Here is a 17,504-nt window from a genome sequence, read left to right as displayed (position 1 = left end):
GGGTACGGTATCTGTCCGTTACTGCTACGCGAGTTGCTGGCGTGCCCGCTGTCCGTCGACCTAACTACAATTGTTGGGCTCGCAGCAGCATGCCGAAGAGATCGCGCGGCTCGTCGGGGTCGGCGAGGAGGTCGAGTTCATCATACTCGCCCTGCCGCACAGCTTCCTTGGCCAGCCAGCGCAGGGCCGAGAAATCCTCGATCGCGAAGCCGACCGAGTCGAACAGCGTGATCTGGCGTGGATCGCGCCGGCCCGGATGCTGGCCTGCAACGACGCGCCAGAGCTCGGTCACGGAATGATCGGCCGGCAGCTGCTGGATCTCCCCCTCGATGCGGGTCTGCGGCGGGTATTCCACGAAGATCTCGCTGCGGCGCAGGATGTCCGGATGCAGCTCCGTCTTGCCGGGGCAATCGCCGCCAACGGCGTTGATGTGCAGGCCGGGCCCGACCATGTTGTCGGTGAGGATGGTGGCGTTGGCCTTGTCGGCCGTCGCCGTGGTGACGATCTCGGCGCCGAGCATCGCGGCCTCGGCGGAGGCGCACAGCGCAATGTCGAAGCCGTAGCCGGTGAGATTGGCGGCGCAGCGCGCGCTGGCCGCGGGGTCGATGTCGTAGAGCCGCAGCCGGTCGACGCCCAGCAGCGCCTTGAAGGCGAGCGCCTGAAACTCCGACTGCGCGCCGTTGCCGATCAGCGCCATGCAGCGCGCCCCGGGCGGGGCGAGGTGGAGCGCCGCCAGGGCCGAGGTCGCGGCGGTGCGCAGCGCGGTCAGGATCGTCATCTCGCTCAGCAGCAGCGGATAGCCCGTCGCGACATCCGAGAGCACGCCGAAGGCGGTCACGGTCTGGCGGCCGTCACGCGTGTTGCCGGGATGGCCGTTGACGTATTTGAAAGCGTAGTGCTCGCCATCGCTGGTCGGCATCAGCTCGATGACGCCGGTGCGGCTGTGGGCGGCGACGCGCGCCGTCTTGTCGAACCGCTCCCAGCGCCGAAAGTCGGCCTCGATCTCGCTCGCCAGCGCGGCCAGGGCCGGCTCGATGCCGCAGGCGCCGATGATGCGCATCATCCGGTCGACGCTGACGAAACGGACGAGGTTGAGCTTGCGATCCATCGTCAGAAGCTCCGGGTCGGGCGGTCGAGCACGCTGCGGCCCATCAGGCTGGCTGTGAGATCGACCATCAGCCGCGCCGTGCGGCCGCGCTCGTCGAGAAAAGGGTTGAGTTCGACCAGATCGAGGCTGGCGACGCGGCCGCTGTCATGCAGCATCTCCATGATCAGATGCGCCTCGCGGAAGGTGGCCCCGCCGGGAACGGTGGTGCCGACGCCGGGCGCGATGTCGGGATCGAGGAAGTCGACGTCGAGGCTGACATGGAGCAGCCCGTCCTGCGCCGCGACCTCGTCGAGAAAGCCGCGCAGCAGCGCCGCGACACCGTTCTCGTCGATGGCGCGCATGTCGTGGACGCGCAGACCCGTGGCGGCGAGCACCTGACGCTCCGCCGGATCGACGCTGCGCAGCCCCATCATGCAGACCCGCTCGGGAGAAAGCGCGGCGGCGAGCGGCGGGAAGATGCCGTCGAAACCCGGCAGGCCGAGCGCATAGGCCATCGGCACGCCGTGGAGATGGCCGCTCTCGGTCGTCTCCAGCGTGTGCATGTCGGGATGCGCGTCGAGCCAGAGCACGAAGAGCTTGCGGCCGCGCTCCTGGGCGAGGCGGGCATGGCCGGCGAGCGTCCCCGCGGCGAGGCTGTGGTCGCCGCCGAGCACGATCGGCATGCCCTCGGTGCCGGCGTCGTAGACGGCCTGCGACAGCACTTCCGTCCAGGCGACGATCTCCGGCAGCGCGTGGATGGCGGGGTTGGGATGGCTCAACGGGCGCAGCGGCGCCGGCGCGACATTGCCGCGATCGACGACGCCATGGCCTAGCGAGCGCAGCGCTTCGCCGATGCCGGCGGCGCGGAAGGCGCTGGGGCCCATGTCGCAGCCGAGCCGGCCGGTGCCGTCCTGGACTGGGGCCCCGAGAAGAATGCAGTTCGTCCGATCCATCGCGCCCTCGCCCTCGAACGGCGGGTCTAGACCGGTGGGGTGGCGGGACGAAGAAGCCAGATTGGCAGAAATGGAGGCTTAATCTATCGTTTTGAAATTCTCGACTTATCATAACGGCAGAACCGGACATGGATGATCTCGACCGCCGCCTGGTGACGCTGCTCCGGCGCAACGGGCGCCGCGCCATCTCGGACCTCGCGCTCGACCTCGGCGTCTCGCGGGCTACGGTGCGAACGCGGCTGGAGCGCCTCGAACGGGCGGGCGAGATCGTCGGTTACACCGTCATCCTGCGGGCGGACGTGGTCTCGGCGCCGGTGCGCGGCATCACGCTGATCGAGGTCGAGGGCCGGGCCAAGGACCGTGTCGTGACGGCGCTGAGCGGCTTCGCCGAGATCACCGCAATCCACACCACCAGCGGCAAATGGGATCTCGTCGCCGAACTCGGCACCGACAGCCTGACGGCCCTCGATGCCGTGCTGACCCGCCTGCGGCTGATCGGCGGCATCGCGGCGTCCGAGACCCATCTCCTGCTGGCGACGCCGCGCAGCAGCCGGGCAGGGCTCGGTCCGACGCAGCCGGGCTGAACAGCGGATCGCCTGGCGCGGATGGCCGCGCTTGCGGCGGGCCGCCCACCCCGGCACTAAGAGGGACGGGGAACGAATCGGCGGGCCCGGGGGTTGACGTCCCGCCGTATCAGGACGGCGCGAAAGGAATTTTGGATGAGCAGGCTTTCCGCCCTCGCGGGCCTCTTTGGCCTCGTCGTGCTGGCCAGCACCGGAGCGTCCGCTCCGGCCGCGGCGTCCGAGGCCCTTCCGGCCGAGGCCGCGCAGCGGCTCGACGGGCGGGATCTCGCCTTCACCATGACCGCCGCCAAGCAGCGCCGCCTCTACATGATGCAGGAAACCGCGCGTCAGCAGCGCGGCCGCGGCGGCCCCGGCTATGGCCGCGGCTACGGCCCCCGCCCCTCTTACGGCCGTCCCGGATATGGACCGCGGCCCTATTACGGTCGTCCCGGCTACGGCCCGCCGCCCGGCTATGGCTATCGCCGCTACGACCGCTACTGAGGTCAGGCCGCCCTATCCATCGCGCCGCTCGAGACGCTAGAACAGCGGACCGACAGCGCGAGGAGCAGGGCATGAGCAGGAAAGTCGCCATCGTCACCGCAGGTGGCAGCGGCATGGGGGCGGCGACCGCGCGCCGCCTCGCGAAGGACGGCTACGAGGTTGCCATCCTGTCCTCCTCCGGCAAGGGCGAGGCGCTGGCCAACGAGTTGGGCGGGCTGGGCGTCACCGGCTCGAACCTTTCCGGCGAGGACGTCAAGCGCCTGGTCGATCTGACGATGGCGCGCTGGGGCCGTATCGATGCGCTGGTCAACAGCGCCGGCCACGGGCCTCGTGGGCCGCTGCTCGAGATCAAGGACGAGGACTGGCAGCGCGGGCTCGACGTCTATTTTCTCAGCGCGGTGCGTGCGATCCGGCTGGTGACGCCGATCATGCAGGCGCAGAAATCCGGCACGATCGTCAACATCACCACCGCCTGGGCCTTCGAGCCCGAAGCGATGTTCCCGACCTCGGCGATGGCGCGGGCGGGGCTCGCCACCTTCACCAAGATCTTCGTCGACCAGTATGGCGCGGACAACATCCGCATGAACAACGTCCAGCCGGGCTGGATCGACAGCCTGCCGGCGACGGAAGAGCGGCGCCAGCGCGTGCCGATGCAGCGCTATGGCCGAAGCGAGGAGATTGCGGGAACGATCGCGTTCCTGCTCTCGCCGGATGCGGGCTACATCACCGGGCAGAACATCCGGGTCGATGGCGGGCTGACGCGCTCGATCTGAGCCGCCACATCGCCTGGCACGAAAATGGCCTGCACCACGCATCACCCGACCGAGGAACCCTCTCCATGGCCATCCCCAGGCGTTACGCGCATGTCCTCTTCGGCGTGATCCAAGCCGGGCTCACCTCGGCCATCGCCTCGGGGGTGGCGGTCGTAGCCGCTCCGGGGGCCGCGCCCGCCCTGCAGCGCTGGCTGTCGGCCTGGTTCCTGTCATGGGCCATGATGCTGCCCGTGGTCGTTTTCGCCGCGCCCTTCATCCGCCGGGCCGTCGAGGCGCTGACGGCGGACTGACGTGCGTCAGCGAATGTCCCGCGCGGTGAGGTTCGGCCAATTCCGCTCGGAGCGCGCGAGATAGGTCTTCGTGTCCTTCGACCAGGTCTCGCGGACATCGAGATCATAGTTGAGATACAGCCGCCCTTCGACGATCGACCAGGCCTCGGGCTCGATCTTCACGAGATAGCCGCGCGAGGTGCCATAAGCGCAGAAGCCGCCATAGGCCGGCTTGTAGCGCTCCGGATCGGCCAGGAAGAGCGCGCGGTTGGCGGCGCTGGCGAAATGCCAGGTCGCGCCGTCATGGCGGACGGCGTGCTCGGGCGAGCCCCGGCGCGGGCCGCCGTCGCGGAAATAGGCGACGGGGTCATAGCCGCGGATCGCGATGCCTTCCGCCGAGCCCAGCGTGTTGACGGGCTTGCCCGTCATGGCCGGCGCGATCGCGACGCCGGGAACGAACAGCGCAGCGAGAAGTCCGGCGATCAGCGCGACGAGGGCACCGGCCCGGCGGCGGCGGTTGGGTGTCGAGGCTTCCGGCAGGGTGACGTCGGACATGGGCACCGTCCCCGTTCAATGAGCGATGGCGAGGGGCGTCGCGGCGAGCGCGAGCGCCGCCAGCCCGGTTCGCGTGGTATCGAGGCGGGCGAGCCGGCGGCCGGCGAAGAGATTATGCCCGCCGCGGCGCGCCAAGCGCTCACGCAGCACATGGGCGGCACGGTCCCGCGCGCCGGAGCGGATCAGGCTCTCGATATAGGCCTGCTCGAAGAGATCGCGCTGGGCATGGCTGCCGCCGATCGCGACGAGGCCGCCGCGGGCGGCGCCGAGGAGCCGGGCCGCCTCGGCATGGTCCCGCTCGCGCAGCGCGATCAACCCATAGGCGGCGAGCGCCCCGGCGCGGGCGGCCTCGCGGCGCTCGCCGCTGGCATGGCCGTGGCTGTCGGCGGCGAGCGACCGGGCGATGGCTTCAGCCGCTTCCTCACGCCCGGCGCCGAGCAGGGCGAGCGCGTAATGCAGATCGGCGAAGACGAGGCGTCGGTCGTCGAGGCGGGCCTCGGCCTTCTCCGCCAGCTCCTCCCAACGCGCGCCGACATCGACTCCGGCATAATCGAGGCGGGCCAGCAGCGCGGCGCCATTGGCGATGTCGCGGTAATCGTCGGTCTGCTCGGCGCGGATGCCCTCGTCATAAAGCCGCAGCACCTCCGTCGTCTCGCCGCGCTCGAGCCGGAACAGGGCGAGATGCCAGGTGATGTGGAAGCGGAAATTGTTGGCATGGGCCCAGCCGGCGCTGTCGGCCAGCCAGGCGACGCCTTCGTCCGTGCGGCCGGTCATCTCCATAACATGGGCGACGGCATGGCGCCCCCAGGCGTCGCGCGGCGCCCGCTCGACGGCACGCCGGCCGGCGGCCTCGGCCTCGCGGTAGAAGCCGCGTTCCTCCAGCGCGAAGGCGTAGCAGCCGGAGACGTAACCGGCGAAGGGGTGGTCCTCCGGGAAACGCGGCACGATCCTGCGCAGGCAGGCGAGCATCTCGCCCTGATCGCCGAGCATGAAGCGGATCCCGTGGGAGAGCTTCAGCGCCAGCACGTCGCGGGGATGCTCCTCGAGAACGGCTTCAAGCGCTCGGGCGGCCCGGCGCGGCCTGTCCTCGAGCCACTGCGCCAGCGCCTCGACGAAAGCCGTCTCGCGCGTGGTCACCGGACGCTCGGCGATGGCGCGGCGGGCCTGGGCGAGACAATCCCGCGCGGTGCCGACCAGTTCGGCGCGCGCCAGGGAGAGCAGCATCAGGCCCTTGGCGGCATGGGCGAGCGCAAAACGCGGATCGGCCGCCAGCGTCCGGCCGAGATGCTCGGGCGCGGCCGCGGCATGGGCCAGGACCGCTTCGAGAGTGGCGTCCCAGGCGAGCCGGGCTTCGTCATTGGCGACGGCGATGCGGTGACCGCAGCAATCGAAGAACATGGCCGGCTCCTGGCTTTTGGGCGAGGCCCGACCCCGCCGCTCGACAAGGACTTCGCAGCGGCGCGATCAACCGCCGTTCAACTCGCTTCACGCAGGCGTGATGTCGACGCGGCCGGCATCTCGGGAGCCTCGCGCGGCGCGGGCGGCGGGCCGGCCCAGGGCGCGCGCTTGAACCATGCGACGACGCAGGCGACGCCCAGCAAGGCCGCAAAGCCGGCCAGGTTGAGCAGGGCGACGACGACCGCGTCATGGCCCGCCGTCTCGGATGCCGTCCAGGCCAGCCGAGCGAGCACGATGCTGGCGAGGAAGGCCGCGAGCGACTGCCGGCCGATCAGGATGAGCAGGTGGCCCAGGCCTGAATCGAGCCGGTCCCGCACCGGCTCGATCGCGCTCAGGACGATGTAGGCCAAAGCGAGGAAGTGCAGGATGCGCAGCGGGTGCAGGTTGCTCTTCTCGAAATCGCCCGGCAGCAGGATGTCGCGCCAGCTCTGCGCGGCGGGCCAGATTTCCAGGATCCCCCAGAAGGAGAGCGGCACCGCTGCGACGACGATCAGCCCCGCCGCCAGCAGCAGGGCCGGCCGGCGCAGCGGCGGCACCGGCAGCCACTTCATCGCAATGAAAAAGCCGATGAAGAAGATCGCCTGCCAGGCAAAGGGATTGAGGAACCAGCCGGCGCCGTTCCAGGGATTTCCGGGGAGGTTGAGCCCTTCCGTCCAGACCAGGGCGTAGAGCAGCGCCACCATCAGGAAGGGCAACCAGGGGTGGAGCCGCCGCAGCGCGATGGCGAGCGGGATCAGCGCCAGGATGACGAGATACATCGGCAGGATGTCGAGATAGTCGGGCTGCCAGGTCAGGGTGACGAGGCCCAGCAGCGCGCGTTCTGGGTCGGCCATCAGCGGCGCGAACTGGCGCCCGAGTTCGGCACTGCCGACCAGCGTGTCGAGCAGCGCGGCCAGCGCCACCAGCGCGACGACGAGGCCGATATGGGCCCAGTAGACCTGCCAGAGGCGCTGCAGGATACGCGCCGTGCCAAGCCACCAGCCGCGCCGGACGAAGGTCGCCCCGAAGGCGAGCGCGCTGGCGAAGCCGGAGCAGAAGACGAAGAGTTCGGCGCCGGACGAAAAGCCGAAGCGGGCGGGTATCCAGGCGTTCCAACTGTTCGCCGGCACATGGGCGACGAAGATGATCAGCATGGTCAGACCGCGGAAGATGTCGAGGCGCTCGTCGCGCGGCCGTTTCGATGGGCGGGCGGCCTCGGCCATCAGAAGGCCCCCTGATAGGCGGCGGCGTCGATGCGGCAGGCGAGCAGGCTGAAACCGGGCCGCGCGAAGGCGGCGGCCGCCTCGCGGGCGAGGCTTTCTCGGTCCGCCACCGTCGCGCCATGGCCGCCGAGGGCACACGCCACCGCCGCGAAGTCGCTAAGGCCGAGATCGACACCGGCGCGGGCGAGGCCCATCTGCTTCTGCTTCAGCGCGATCAGCCCGAGCGCCTCGTCGACCAGCACCACGACGACGACCGGCACAGCGAGGTCGCGCAGCGTCGCGAGTTCGCCCAGCACCATTTCGAGCCCCGCATCGCCGACGAAGCAGAGCGTCGGCTGGCCGCTGCCCAGCGCCGCGCCGGTGGCGAGCGGCAGGGCGCAACCCATAGTGCAAAGCCCCGTCGACTGCAGCAGGCGGCGCGGCCCGTCGCAGGTCCAGAGCTGCGAGAGCAGGATGCGGTGGGCGCCGGAATCGGCGGTGGCGACCGTGCCGGATGGGGCGACCGCCCGCAGCGTCTCGAAGACGGCATGCGGGCCCCACTCCGCCGGTGCGGCGAAGGCCTGCCGGAAGGCGGCGCGGACCGCGGCCGGCTCGCCTTGGTCCCAGACAGTCATGGGCGAGAGCCGCTCCGTCAACCGGTCGAGGATCGTGCCGACATGGCCCTCGAGCGTCAGCGTGGCGCCATGCATGCCGTGCGGCAGTGCCTCTGCGACGATGTCGATGACCGGCTTGTCGGCCGGCCAGGGATTGCGCCAGCCCTGTCGCATCTCGATCGGGTCATAGCCGGCCAGCACGATCAGATCAGCCGCCTCGATCAGCGGGCGGATCAGCGCATCGGCCTTCGGCGAGAGGCCGACGCCGCCGATGACGCGCAGGTCGTCCTCCGGCAGCAGCCCCTTGCCCTTGTAGGTGGTGAGCAGCGGCGCGCCCGTCCTGTCGAGCAACCGCACGAGCGAGGTGGCCGCGTTCTCGTTGACGAGGTCCAGCCCGGCGAGCACGAGCGGCCGTCGCGCGCCGGCGAGCAGCGCCACCGCGCGGTCGAGGTCGGCGGGCACACACGCGGGCGCCATGGCGGCCGGCGGCGGCGGAACAGCGACGGCCTTGGCCTCGGCGACGGCGATGGGCAGGTCGATATGGACCGGGCCGGGCCGGCCGGAGCGGGCGATGGCGAGCGCCTTGTCGACGACCAGCGCCTCGGTGCCGGGCGCGGCGCGGAAGCTCGCCTTGACCAGCGGTCGCAGCACAGCCTGATGATCGAAGACCTGATGGGTGTAGCTCTCGGCGAGCGCGTGATCGACGCAGCCGGTGATGAAGATCAGCGGCACGCGGTCCTGCTGGGCATGGGCGACCGCCGTTACCGCATTGCTGACCCCCGGCCCCAATGTCGCGACCAGCACCGGCAGCGCCCCCGTGACGTGCCAGAGCCCCTCGGCCATGAAGCCCGCGGCGTTCTCGTGCCGCGCCAGTTCGAAGCGGATGCCGGCGCGCCCGAGCGCATCGACCAGTCCCAGGACCTCGCCGCCGGGAATGCCGAAGGCATGGGTCGCGCCCGCCGCCGCCAGCCTCGCCGCGATGATGTCCGCGCCCGTCAGGCCGGCCGCGCCGGCCGAGGTAGGAACGGGCGGCGGGGTCTGGATCGTCATGCAGGCAACTCCTCGCGGGCGACACGCCCAGGGCGGCGGTTCAGGCTGACAATCGTGGCGCAGCCTCCCGGGGTTACCGCTTCACGGAAAGGTGATCGGGTCGCGGCCCCTCGCCGCCCATCGTCAGCCGCCAGGCCCGCTCGATCCAGGCGGGATCGACGACATGGCCGCCCGGATGCAGGCAGAGTTCGAGAGGCGCCGTTCCTGCCGCATTCAGCGGCAGGCAGGCGAGCGCGTCCGGGCCGGTGGCGAAGTCCGCCACCGCGACCGCCCTCGCCTGCGGATCGAGAATGGCGAGGCTGCGGAAGACATCCCCCTGGCGGTAGCCGCCGCGCAGGGCCCGGCCGGCGAGCGGCACGGTTGCGTCGGCCGTACCGTGGGTGTGGATCAGCGCCGGCCGCGGCCCGGCGCAGGAGGCGGGCAGCGGCTCCCAGAAGGCGCCGGCGACGGGCGCGAAGGCCCGGAAACGCTCGGGCATGCGGCAGGCGAGATACCAGACCATCGAGCCGCCCTGCGAGAAGCCGCTAGCCATGATCCGGCGGGGATCGATCGGGAAACGCGCGGCGACGTCGTCGAGTACGCGGCCGACAAAGGCGAATTCGTCGCGATGACGGCCCGGCGAGCCGGGATAGGACCAGGTGCGCCCGGCGCCGTCGGGCGCGATCAGGGCGACGCCGAGCCGCGTCGCGAGCGCCCGCAGGCCGGGATCGGCCGCCGTCTCCTCGGCCGAGCCCTGCCAGCCATGGAAGTACATCAGCGCCGCGAGAGGAGCCGCAGGAGCCGCATCGGGCAGGACCAGCCGGTAATGCCCGCCCTCGACCTGGCAGCCCTGCTCGCCCGGGCAGGCCTCGACCGGATCGGCCCGTCCGGGGCCGGCCAGAACAAGGCCGGCGAGAACGAGCCAGAGCGGCCAGCGGCTGATCATCGATCGGCTCCATGGCCGGCCCGCCGATCGCCGGCCGCGCCCGAAACCGACGCTAGCGGCGTTCGGGAGCGACCGCGAGGCCCGCTCGCCGGCTTGTGAGCGGTGGAAAAGCCGTGCAAGGAGAAGATCTGCCTCCCCGTTCCGGACCCCTCACCGCCCGTGTCGCTCGACGATTTCGAAGCCGTGCTGCACCCCGCCTTCATGGCCGGGCTTGAGGGCGACGCCGGCGCCTATCGCCGCTTTCTCGACCTGATCGGAGGGCGCCTGCGCGGCTTCCTCCGCGGCCATCTGGCCCGGGCCGGCCTCGCCGGCGCCGAAGAGGCGGAAGACGTGCTGCAGGAGACGCTGCTGGCGCTGCACCTCTCGCGGCATACCTACGACCCGGCCGTGCCGGTCTCGGCCTGGGCCCATGCGATCGCGCGCTACAAGCTGATCGACCATCTGCGGCGCTCCGGCCGGCATCGCGGTCATCTGCCGATCGACGACGAGGCGCTCGCGCAGCCGGAACCCGGAGGCGCCGCCAGCGACGCGAAACTCGATGTCGAGCGTGCGCTCGCCGCCCTGCCGGAACGCACGCGGACGCTGATCGACCGCGTCAAGCTGCAGGGCGGCAGCCTCGCCGAGGCGGCGCAGGCCACCGGCATGACCGAAAACGCCGCCAAGGTCGCGCTTCATCGCGGTCTCAAGGCGATGGCGAAGGTGCTCAGCCGCCGCGGCACGCGGACCCCATGATCTTTCTTCCCCTGAGCCGCGTAACTTTCTTGTTCCCGCCTTCGAACTCCTTGAACCGCAGCAGGCCCCCGCAGGTTTCGACAGCGCCATGAAAACCGACGATCTCGTCACCCTTCTCGCCAGCGATGCCGGCCCCGTCGCCAGGGCAGGCTTTGCTCGCGCGACGGGTTTGACCGCGCTGGCCGGGCTCGCCGCCTGCTCCGCCGCCGTGCTCTGGATGTTCGGACCGCGGCTCGACCTGGCGGCGGCCGTGATGACGCTGCCCGTTCTCGCCAAATTCGCCCTGGGCGCCTCGGTGGCAGGGCTCTCGCTCATCGCCTTCCAGCGCAGCCTGCGGCCGGGGCGGGCGGCGGGAGGCCTGCTCGGGCTCGTCCTGCTGCCGGTCGCGGCCGTGCTCGCCTGGGCGATTGCCGTGCTGGCGACCCAGCCGATGCCGGCCTGGCCGGCGCTCCTGCTCGGGCGCACCTGGTCCGCCTGCCTTGTGCTGGTCCCGCTCTATGCGCTGCTGCCGCTGGCCGGGCTGTTCGCCCTCGCCCGCCGCGGCGCGCCCGTCCGGCCGCGGCTGACCGGTCTCGCAGCCGGTATCGGCGCGGCGGGGCTGGCCACGGTCGCCTATGCGCTGCACTGCCCGGAGGATGCGGTGCCTTTCCTCGCCACCTGGTATCCGCTCGCGATGGCCGTGGCCGGGGGGCTCGGGGCGCTCGCCGGGCCTCGCCTGCTGCGTTGGTGAGCCCTGCGCCTCAGGGCTTGCGGGCGGAGACGATGAACCGGTCCTGGCTGGCGCGCTCCAGCCGCTGATGCAGCGGCATGAAGCGCCCCTGCGCCCGGTGGATGGCGCGCAGGTCGCGGTCGATCACGACATCGACGAAGCCGGCCTCCACCAGCAGCCGCGCGATCTCCTCCGGCCGGCACCCTCCCGAGAAATAGACGCGCGAGACGATGTCGTCATGCGTCGCCTTGTAAGGCGGCGGCGGCTTCGGTGCCGAGACCATGCGGGCGAGCTTCGCCAGCAGGCGCAGCACCTTGCCGTTACCGGGGCGCGGATTGGTCATGTCGACATCGACGATGGCGACGCGGCCACCGGGCTTCAGCACGCGATGCCATTCGCGGAAGGCGGCCGGCGGGTCGGGCAGCGTCCAGACGAGATGGCGTGTCGCCACCGCGTCGTAGCTGTCGGAGGCCTCCAGCGTGTCCTCGGCGTCGCCCGCATAGAGGCGGATCGGCTTGCCGACCGTCTTGGCCCGGGCACGGGCGAGCATGGCCTCGGACAGGTCGAGCCCGGTGACGGCATAGCCGAGATCGGCCAGCAGCAGGGAGATGACGCCGGTGCCGCTGGCGAGGTCGAGCGCCTTCGCGCCCTGGGGCGGAAGGCCGAGATGGCGCGCGAACAAGGCGAGCCAGGCCTGGCGCTCCGCGACCGAGAAAATCTCGTGGCCGGGCATGGTGTCGAAGGTTTCGGACCGCATCGACCAGAAGTCGCGGATCTCGTCCTTGAGGCTGAGATTATGGTGCAGGGTCGTCATGGCCGGCACGTCCGATGCAGGGCTGTCGGCTGCGAAAACCACGGAAACCCGGGCACCGCAAGCTGTTTCGGCGAAATCAGCCAACTCCAATACGATTACTGCCGAAAACGCTATCGCCGATTTTGTTTGCAATAATTCTAAAAGATAAGACTTGACCCTTTACTGGCGCGGACATACGGACCCGGCCACTTTTCCCGGAGAACGCCCATGTCCCTGCTGCGCGTCCTGCTCGCTGCCGCTACGGTCGCCACCTCGCTATTGGCCGGCGGCGCGCCCGCCCTCGCCGACAAGGTCATGGTCACCGACGTGCTCGGCCGCAAGGTCGAAGTCGAGGCGCCGGTGCAGCGCGTCATCCTCGGCGAGGGGCGCCAGATGTATGTCGTCGCCGCGCTCGACAAGGACGATCCCTTCAAGCGCGTCGTCGCCTGGCGCGACGACCTACCCAAGGCCGATCCCGACAGCTACAAGCAGTATCTGGCGCGCTATCCGCAGGTCGCGAAGCTCCCGAGCTTCGGCGGCATGAAGGAAGGCGCCTTCGACATCGAGCAGGCGATCGCGCTCAAGCCCGATGTGCTGTTCCTCAACATCGAGGCTAAGGTCGCCAGCGACGAGGCGAGCCTGGTCGAGAAGTTGGCCGCAGTCGGCATCCCGGTGGTCTATGTCGACTTCCGCGAGAAGCCCTTCCAGAACACCGAGCCGTCGCTGCGGCTGATGGGCAAGCTCTTCGGCCGGGAGACGGTCGCCGAGGACTTCATCGCCTTCCGGGCCGCCGAGATCGCCCGCGTCACCGACCGTCTCGCCAAGGTCCAGGGGCTGAAGCGCCCGCTGGTGATGATGGAGCGGGCCGGCGGCTACAGCGACGATTGCTGCATGTCCTTCGGCAACGAGAATTTCGGCAAGATGGTCGACATCGCCGGCGGCAAGAACTTCGCCTCGGACCTGATCCCGGGCACCTTCGGCACGGTCAATCCCGAGGCCGTCGTCGCCGCCAACCCCGACGTCGTGGTCATCACCGGCGGCAACTGGGGCGCCTATGTGCCGGGCGGGGCCTGGGTCGGCCTGGGGCCGGGCAGCGACCTCACCGAAGCGCGCCGCAAGCTGGCGGGCCTCGCCAGGCGGCCGGCCTTCAGCCAGACCAAGGCGGTGAAGGACGGGCGCGTGCACGCCATCTGGCACCAGTTCTACAACAGCCCCTACCAGTTCGTGGCGATCCAGGAGATCGCGACCTGGCTGCATCCAGAGCTGTTCAAGGATCTCGATGCCGAGGCGACGCTGAAGACCCTGCATGAGCGCTTCCTGCCGCTGCCCTACCAGCCGGGCTACTGGGTGACGGTGGAGCGCAAGTGAGCGCGGCCGTCGCAGCCACGGCCCGGCCGGCCCGGCTCGCCTATCGCGCGCTGACGCTGCGGCGGCGGCTGATCCTGCTGGCCATGTTCGGCCTGCTGCTGGCGAGCTTCGTCGTCGATCTGATGCTGGGCCCGGCGCGCTACGACGCCGGCCAGGTGCTGCGCACACTGATGAATCCCTCCGAGGCTCCGGCCGCGTTGCGGGTGGTGATCTGGGACATCCGGCTGCCGGTCGCGCTGATGGCGGTCGTCACCGGGGCGGCGCTCGCGATCGCGGGCGCGCAGATGCAGACGATCCTGAACAACCCTCTCGCCAGCCCCTTCACGCTCGGCATCTCGGCGGCCGCCTCCTTCGGGGCGGCGCTGGCGCTGGTCTTCGGCGTGGCGCTGGTGCCCTTCGCGATCGACTACATCGTGCCGATCAACGCCTTCATCATGGCCATGGGCGCGGCGATGCTGATCCATGTGCTGAGCCAGCAGCGCGGCGTGACGACCGAGACGGTGATCCTGCTCGGCATCGCGCTGGTCTTCACCTTCAACGCGCTGCTCTCGCTGCTGCAGTTCTTCGCCTCCGAGCAGGCGCTGGGCGCCGTCGTGTTCTGGACGATGGGCTCCCTGACCAAGGCGAACTGGCACAAGCTCGGCATCACCACGGCGGTTCTGCTCTTCACCCTGCCCTTCTTCCTGCGCCGGGCGTGGGCGCTGACGACGCTGCGGCTGGGCGACGACAAGGCGGCGAGCTTCGGCATCGATGTGCGCCGCTTACGGCTCGAGATCATGTTGCTGGTCAGCCTGCTCGCCGCCGTCCCGGTTTCCTTCGTCGGCACGATCGGCTTCATCGGGCTCGTCGGCCCGCATATCGCGCGCATGGTGATCGGCGAGGACCAGCGCTTCTTCCTGCCGGCCTCGGCGCTGGCGGGGGCGGCGATCCTCTCGGCCTCCTCGGTGGTCTCGAAGTCGCTGATCCCGGGGCTGATCTTCCCGATCAGCATCGTCACCGCGCTGATCGGCGTGCCGTTCTTCTTCAGCCTGATCATGGCGAGCCGGAAGCGCTCCTGGTGAGGTCCTGATGGTCCAGCTCTCCCTCAGCGGCGTCGGCGTCGCCTATGGCAAGCGCCGCGTCCTCAGCGACGTCGATGCCGCCGATCTGCGCGGCGGCGAGGTTGTGGCGCTGATCGGCGCCAATGCCGCCGGCAAGTCGAGCCTGTTCCGGCGCATCGCGGGGCTCGCCGCCGGGGACGGTACGGTCACGCTCGGCGGAACCAGCCGCGTCGCCGGCCGGACCACGCCGCAATGCTGCTACCTGCCGCAGGACACGGCGGTGAACGCCGTGCTCACGGTCTATGAATCGATCCTGCTCGCGCTCAAGCAGGGCGGGGCCTGGTCGGTCAGCGACGAGGAACTGCGGCGCATCGACGGCGTGCTGCGCGACCTTGAGATCGAGGACCTCGCCTTCCGGGGCCTGGGCGAGCTCTCCGGCGGGCAGCGCCAGCTCGTCTCGATCGCGCAGACGCTGGTGCGCGAGCCGGACGTCCTGCTGCTCGACGAGCCGACCAGCGCGCTCGACCTGCACCGGCAGTTCGAGGTCCTGAGCCTGGTGCGCCGGCTGGCGCGCGAGCGCGGCATGCTGGTGCTGATCTCGATCCACGATCTCAACCAGGCGCTGCGCTTCGCCGACCGGGTGATGGTGCTGGCGCATGCCCGGCTCGTCGCGATGGGCGATCCGCGCGCCATCGTGACGCCGGCCCTGCTCGACGAGGTCTACGGCGTGCGCGCCCGCGTCGAGACACTGCCGGGCGGCGAGCCCTATGTGCTGGTCGAGGGCTCGAGCCGGCAGGCGGCTTGAAGCGGCCCTCGCGCGTCAGGTCCGCGACGGCGGCAGCGGCTCATCCGGCCGGGCGAGGCGACCCTCTTCCGCCTTGTGGACATATTGCGACGCCACCAGCCAGCCCTTGAGCGGTTGCAGCGGCGGAATGCAGGTCAGCAGGATCAGCGGCAGCGTCGTGACCAGATGCACCCAGGTCGGCGGCTGGTAGGCGAGTTCGAGCCAGAGCGGGAAGGCCACAGCCGGCACGCAGACAAACATCATCACAAAGAAGGCCGGACCATCGGCCGGATCGGCGAAGGAATAGTCCAGCCCACAGACCTCGCAGGACGGCCTGATCTTCAGGAAGCCGTCGAAGAGATGGCCCTTGCCGCAGCGCGGACAGCGGCCGCGCAGACCGGTCTGCAGCGGCGACAGGGTCGGCCAATGTTCGCCGGACATCTCGTTCTCCTACGCAGTGCCGCAAAAATGGGCATAGACCCGAGATGGGCGCCATCGCCGCCGAAGGCAATCGTCGTGCGCGCATCGCGGGGCTGCATCATGCAGGTCAGACCGTCGAGATCACGGGAATTGACCACGAAGGGGCCCAAGATGGCCCCTGACGCATGCAAACGAGACGGTTTGCCGCAGCCGGCTCAGATGTGGATGGCGTGGCCGAGCGCCTTGAGCGCCGCCTCCTGGAAGCCCTCGCCCTGCGTCGGATGGGCGTGGATCGTGCCGGCGACATCCTCCAGCGTCGCCGCCATTTCCAGCGCGAGCCCGAAAGCGGTGGCGAGCTCGGAGACGCCGCAGCCGACGGCCTGGATGCCGAGCACCAGCCCGTTCTGCGCCTGGGCGACGATGCGGACGAAACCCTGCTCGCCGTCGCGGGTCATGGCCCGGCCATTGGCGGCGAAGGGGAACTGGCCGATCCGTACCTCCTGCCCTGTGCGCCGCGCCTCCTCGGGCGAGAGGCCGACCGAGACGATCTCGGGGTCGGTGAAGCAGACGGCGGGGATGGCGCGCTTGTCCCAGGCGCGCGGCAGGCCGGCGGCGATCTCGGCCACCATCTCGCCCTGTGCCATGGCACGGTGCGCCAGCATCGGCTCGCCGGTGACGTCGCCGATGGCGAAGATGCCACGCATCGAGGTCTCGCAGCGGTCGTTGATGCGGATGAAGCGGCCGTCCCGATCCAGCACCAGCTCCTCCAGCCCGAGGCCTTCGGTGGCCGGCGCCCGGCCGACGGTGACGAGGATTTTGTCGGCGGGGATGCGGCGCTCCTGCCCGTCGGCGGTCTCGACCAGCAGCGCGTCGCCCGCGGGCGCGATGCCGCGCGCCTTGGCGCCGAGCAGGACCTCGATGCCGAGCGCGGTCAGCCGCTTCGCGACGGGCGCGGTCAGCTCCGCATCGTAGAGCGGCAGGATGCGGGCTTGCGCCTCGACGATGGTGACCTTGCTGCCGAGCTTGGCGAAGGCGATGCCGAGTTCGAGCCCGATATAGCCGCCGCCGACGACGGCGAGACGCTGCGGGACTTCCGCAAGGGACAGCGCCTCGGTCGAGGAGATCACCGCCCCCCCGAAGGGCAGGAAGGGCAGCTCCACCGGCACGGAGCCGGTGGCGATGACGACGCGCTCGGCACGGATCACCTTCGGGCCGGTTTCGGTCTCGACCACGACGGTCTTGCCGTCGCGGAAGCGGGCGCGGCCTTGGACGATCTTGACCTTGGCCTTGCGCAACAGGCCGCCGACGCCGTTGTTGAGGCGGCCGACGATGCCGTCCTTCCAGGCGACAGCCTTGGCGAAGTCGAGCGCGGGCGCACCCCCCGTCAGGCCGAAGGGCGTCCGGCCGGCGGCGGCGTGGGCGGCCTTCTCGTACTCCTCGGCGACATGGATCATCGCCTTGGAGGGGATGCAGCCGACATTGAGGCAGGTGCCGCCGAGCTTGCCGGCCTCGACGATGACGGTGTCGAGGCCGAGCTGCCCGGCGCGGATGGCGCAGACATAGCCGCCGGGCCCGGCGCCGATGACGAGCAGCTTGCAGGTGATCTCGGTCATGGGCGGCCTCTCCGGTGCCGGGTCCCGGCGTCATTCGATGCTCCGTCCGTCATTGCGAGCGAAGCGAAGCAATCCAGGAGCGGCAGCACTCGACGCCCCCCTGGATTGCTTCGCTG

General features: G+C 70.4%; 19 protein-coding genes. 9 read left to right on the top strand and 10 right to left on the bottom strand.

The window, feature by feature from the left end; genetic code table 11:
* Nucleotides 1–64: 64 nt before the first annotated feature.
* Nucleotides 65–1,108: an ornithine cyclodeaminase gene (locus ACFPN9_RS22815; protein WP_066722477.1), complete on the bottom strand. Its 1,044-nt coding sequence runs from the start codon at nucleotides 1,106–1,108 to the stop codon at nucleotides 65–67.
* Between the two features lie 2 nt (nucleotides 1,109–1,110).
* Nucleotides 1,111–2,040 (bottom strand): arginase, encoded by a 930-nt coding sequence (gene rocF, locus ACFPN9_RS22810; protein WP_066722480.1) that lies wholly within the window; start codon nucleotides 2,038–2,040, stop codon nucleotides 1,111–1,113.
* A 128-nt stretch (nucleotides 2,041–2,168) separates the two neighbouring features.
* Between rocF and ACFPN9_RS22805 the strand changes: the two genes are divergently transcribed.
* The 4 genes from ACFPN9_RS22805 (at nucleotide 2,169) to ACFPN9_RS22790 (ending at nucleotide 4,167) form a co-directional block, all read left to right on the top strand.
* Complete coding sequence (locus ACFPN9_RS22805) at nucleotides 2,169–2,624, top strand: Lrp/AsnC family transcriptional regulator (RefSeq protein ID WP_066722482.1); 456 nt, start codon at nucleotides 2,169–2,171, stop codon at nucleotides 2,622–2,624.
* Nucleotides 2,625–2,759: 135 nt separating this feature from the next.
* Nucleotides 2,760–3,104, top strand: a complete 345-nt coding sequence (locus tag ACFPN9_RS22800) for a hypothetical protein (RefSeq protein ID WP_066722485.1) — start codon at nucleotides 2,760–2,762, stop codon at nucleotides 3,102–3,104.
* A gap of 71 nt (nucleotides 3,105–3,175) precedes the next feature.
* Nucleotides 3,176–3,877, top strand: coding sequence for an SDR family oxidoreductase (locus tag ACFPN9_RS22795; protein WP_066722488.1), 702 nt, complete (start codon nucleotides 3,176–3,178; stop codon nucleotides 3,875–3,877).
* Between the two features lie 65 nt (nucleotides 3,878–3,942).
* The gene (locus tag ACFPN9_RS22790; protein WP_066722491.1) at nucleotides 3,943–4,167 is read left to right on the top strand and encodes a DUF2798 domain-containing protein; all 225 of its coding nucleotides are present in this window, start codon (nucleotides 3,943–3,945) and stop codon (nucleotides 4,165–4,167) included.
* A gap of 6 nt (nucleotides 4,168–4,173) precedes the next feature.
* On the opposite strand, the gene ACFPN9_RS22785 is transcribed toward ACFPN9_RS22790, so the two are convergent.
* From ACFPN9_RS22785 to ACFPN9_RS22765, 5 genes are all read right to left on the bottom strand, one after another.
* Nucleotides 4,174–4,701 (bottom strand): YHS domain-containing (seleno)protein, encoded by a 528-nt coding sequence (locus ACFPN9_RS22785; protein ID WP_066722502.1) that lies wholly within the window; start codon nucleotides 4,699–4,701, stop codon nucleotides 4,174–4,176.
* Between the two features lie 15 nt (nucleotides 4,702–4,716).
* Nucleotides 4,717–6,099 (bottom strand): tetratricopeptide repeat protein, encoded by a 1,383-nt coding sequence (locus tag ACFPN9_RS22780; RefSeq protein WP_197426657.1) that lies wholly within the window; start codon nucleotides 6,097–6,099, stop codon nucleotides 4,717–4,719.
* Nucleotides 6,100–6,176: 77 nt separating this feature from the next.
* Nucleotides 6,177–7,361 carry an OpgC family protein gene (locus tag ACFPN9_RS22775; protein WP_377817658.1) on the bottom strand — a complete coding sequence of 395 codons (1,185 nt, stop codon included), beginning with the start codon at nucleotides 7,359–7,361 and terminating at the stop codon, nucleotides 6,177–6,179.
* Nucleotides 7,361–9,004 (bottom strand): thiamine pyrophosphate-binding protein, encoded by a 1,644-nt coding sequence (locus ACFPN9_RS22770; RefSeq protein ID WP_197426658.1) that lies wholly within the window; start codon nucleotides 9,002–9,004, stop codon nucleotides 7,361–7,363. The genes ACFPN9_RS22775 and ACFPN9_RS22770 overlap by 1 nt, the downstream gene beginning before the upstream one ends.
* Nucleotides 9,005–9,077: 73 nt before the next feature.
* Complete coding sequence (locus ACFPN9_RS22765; RefSeq protein WP_066722506.1) at nucleotides 9,078–9,929, bottom strand: CE1 family esterase; 852 nt, start codon at nucleotides 9,927–9,929, stop codon at nucleotides 9,078–9,080.
* A 159-nt stretch (nucleotides 9,930–10,088) separates the two neighbouring features.
* Here ACFPN9_RS22765 and ACFPN9_RS22760 point away from each other — a divergent pair, with 159 nt between their 5' ends.
* Nucleotides 10,089–10,661 carry a sigma-70 family RNA polymerase sigma factor gene (locus tag ACFPN9_RS22760; protein WP_245282273.1) on the top strand — a complete coding sequence of 191 codons (573 nt, stop codon included), beginning with the start codon at nucleotides 10,089–10,091 and terminating at the stop codon, nucleotides 10,659–10,661.
* An 88-nt stretch (nucleotides 10,662–10,749) separates the two neighbouring features.
* Nucleotides 10,750–11,391 (top strand): NrsF family protein, encoded by a 642-nt coding sequence (locus tag ACFPN9_RS22755; RefSeq protein ID WP_377817657.1) that lies wholly within the window; start codon nucleotides 10,750–10,752, stop codon nucleotides 11,389–11,391.
* 10 nt (nucleotides 11,392–11,401) lie between these two features.
* Here the strand turns inward: ACFPN9_RS22755 and ACFPN9_RS22750 are convergent, their stop codons facing one another.
* Complete coding sequence (locus tag ACFPN9_RS22750; RefSeq protein WP_066722513.1) at nucleotides 11,402–12,184, bottom strand: class I SAM-dependent methyltransferase; 783 nt, start codon at nucleotides 12,182–12,184, stop codon at nucleotides 11,402–11,404.
* 207 nt (nucleotides 12,185–12,391) lie between these two features.
* Between ACFPN9_RS22750 and ACFPN9_RS22745 the strand changes: the two genes are divergently transcribed.
* The 3 genes from ACFPN9_RS22745 to ACFPN9_RS22735 are packed head-to-tail and all read left to right on the top strand — an operon-like array spanning nucleotide 12,392 to nucleotide 15,376.
* Nucleotides 12,392–13,531 (top strand): ABC transporter substrate-binding protein, encoded by a 1,140-nt coding sequence (locus ACFPN9_RS22745; RefSeq protein ID WP_377817656.1) that lies wholly within the window; start codon nucleotides 12,392–12,394, stop codon nucleotides 13,529–13,531.
* Nucleotides 13,528–14,592 (top strand): FecCD family ABC transporter permease, encoded by a 1,065-nt coding sequence (locus ACFPN9_RS22740; RefSeq protein WP_066722516.1) that lies wholly within the window; start codon nucleotides 13,528–13,530, stop codon nucleotides 14,590–14,592. Before ACFPN9_RS22745 ends, ACFPN9_RS22740 begins: the two co-directional genes overlap by 4 nt.
* Before the next feature lie 7 nt (nucleotides 14,593–14,599).
* Nucleotides 14,600–15,376 (top strand): ABC transporter ATP-binding protein, encoded by a 777-nt coding sequence (locus ACFPN9_RS22735; RefSeq protein WP_066722528.1) that lies wholly within the window; start codon nucleotides 14,600–14,602, stop codon nucleotides 15,374–15,376.
* A gap of 15 nt (nucleotides 15,377–15,391) precedes the next feature.
* Here the strand turns inward: ACFPN9_RS22735 and ACFPN9_RS22730 are convergent, their stop codons facing one another.
* Together ACFPN9_RS22730 and lpdA are read right to left on the bottom strand one after the other, a co-directional pair.
* Nucleotides 15,392–15,796: a DUF983 domain-containing protein gene (locus tag ACFPN9_RS22730; protein WP_066722531.1), complete on the bottom strand. Its 405-nt coding sequence runs from the start codon at nucleotides 15,794–15,796 to the stop codon at nucleotides 15,392–15,394.
* Between the two features lie 194 nt (nucleotides 15,797–15,990).
* Entirely contained in the window at nucleotides 15,991–17,388 is a 1,398-nt protein-coding gene (gene lpdA, locus ACFPN9_RS22725) for a dihydrolipoyl dehydrogenase (RefSeq protein ID WP_066722533.1), read from the bottom strand.
* Nucleotides 17,389–17,504 lie beyond the last annotated feature (116 nt).

Origin of the sequence: Allobosea massiliensis (assembly GCF_042655245.1) — a bacterium.
Lineage (GTDB): Bacteria > Pseudomonadota > Alphaproteobacteria > Rhizobiales > Beijerinckiaceae > Allobosea > Allobosea massiliensis.
This window is presented reverse-complemented; position numbering and strand designations above follow the sequence as displayed.

Excerpts from the sequence above, each read along its gene's own strand:
- ACFPN9_RS22775 (WP_377817658.1), bottom strand. The coding sequence starts at position 7,361 with ATGGCCGAGGCCGCCCGCCCATCGAAACGGCCGCGCGACGAGCGCCTC.
- ACFPN9_RS22780 (WP_197426657.1), bottom strand. The coding sequence starts at position 6,099 with ATGTTCTTCGATTGCTGCGGTCACCGCATCGCCGTCGCCAATGACGAA.
- ACFPN9_RS22755 (WP_377817657.1), top strand. The coding sequence starts at position 10,750 with ATGAAAACCGACGATCTCGTCACCCTTCTCGCCAGCGATGCCGGCCCC.
- ACFPN9_RS22750 (WP_066722513.1), bottom strand. The coding sequence starts at position 12,184 with ATGACGACCCTGCACCATAATCTCAGCCTCAAGGACGAGATCCGCGAC.
- ACFPN9_RS22735 (WP_066722528.1), top strand. The coding sequence starts at position 14,600 with ATGGTCCAGCTCTCCCTCAGCGGCGTCGGCGTCGCCTATGGCAAGCGC.
- ACFPN9_RS22730 (WP_066722531.1), bottom strand. The coding sequence starts at position 15,796 with ATGTCCGGCGAACATTGGCCGACCCTGTCGCCGCTGCAGACCGGTCTG.
- ACFPN9_RS22745 (WP_377817656.1), top strand. The coding sequence starts at position 12,392 with ATGTCCCTGCTGCGCGTCCTGCTCGCTGCCGCTACGGTCGCCACCTCG.
- ACFPN9_RS22800 (WP_066722485.1), top strand. The coding sequence starts at position 2,760 with ATGAGCAGGCTTTCCGCCCTCGCGGGCCTCTTTGGCCTCGTCGTGCTG.
- ACFPN9_RS22790 (WP_066722491.1), top strand. The coding sequence starts at position 3,943 with ATGGCCATCCCCAGGCGTTACGCGCATGTCCTCTTCGGCGTGATCCAA.
- ACFPN9_RS22795 (WP_066722488.1), top strand. The coding sequence starts at position 3,176 with ATGAGCAGGAAAGTCGCCATCGTCACCGCAGGTGGCAGCGGCATGGGG.
- lpdA (WP_066722533.1), bottom strand. The coding sequence starts at position 17,388 with ATGACCGAGATCACCTGCAAGCTGCTCGTCATCGGCGCCGGGCCCGGC.
- ACFPN9_RS22770 (WP_197426658.1), bottom strand. The coding sequence starts at position 9,004 with ATGACGATCCAGACCCCGCCGCCCGTTCCTACCTCGGCCGGCGCGGCC.
- ACFPN9_RS22785 (WP_066722502.1), bottom strand. The coding sequence starts at position 4,701 with ATGTCCGACGTCACCCTGCCGGAAGCCTCGACACCCAACCGCCGCCGC.
- ACFPN9_RS22815 (WP_066722477.1), bottom strand. The coding sequence starts at position 1,108 with ATGGATCGCAAGCTCAACCTCGTCCGTTTCGTCAGCGTCGACCGGATG.
- ACFPN9_RS22765 (WP_066722506.1), bottom strand. The coding sequence starts at position 9,929 with ATGATCAGCCGCTGGCCGCTCTGGCTCGTTCTCGCCGGCCTTGTTCTG.
- ACFPN9_RS22805 (WP_066722482.1), top strand. The coding sequence starts at position 2,169 with ATGGATGATCTCGACCGCCGCCTGGTGACGCTGCTCCGGCGCAACGGG.
- rocF (WP_066722480.1), bottom strand. The coding sequence starts at position 2,040 with ATGGATCGGACGAACTGCATTCTTCTCGGGGCCCCAGTCCAGGACGGC.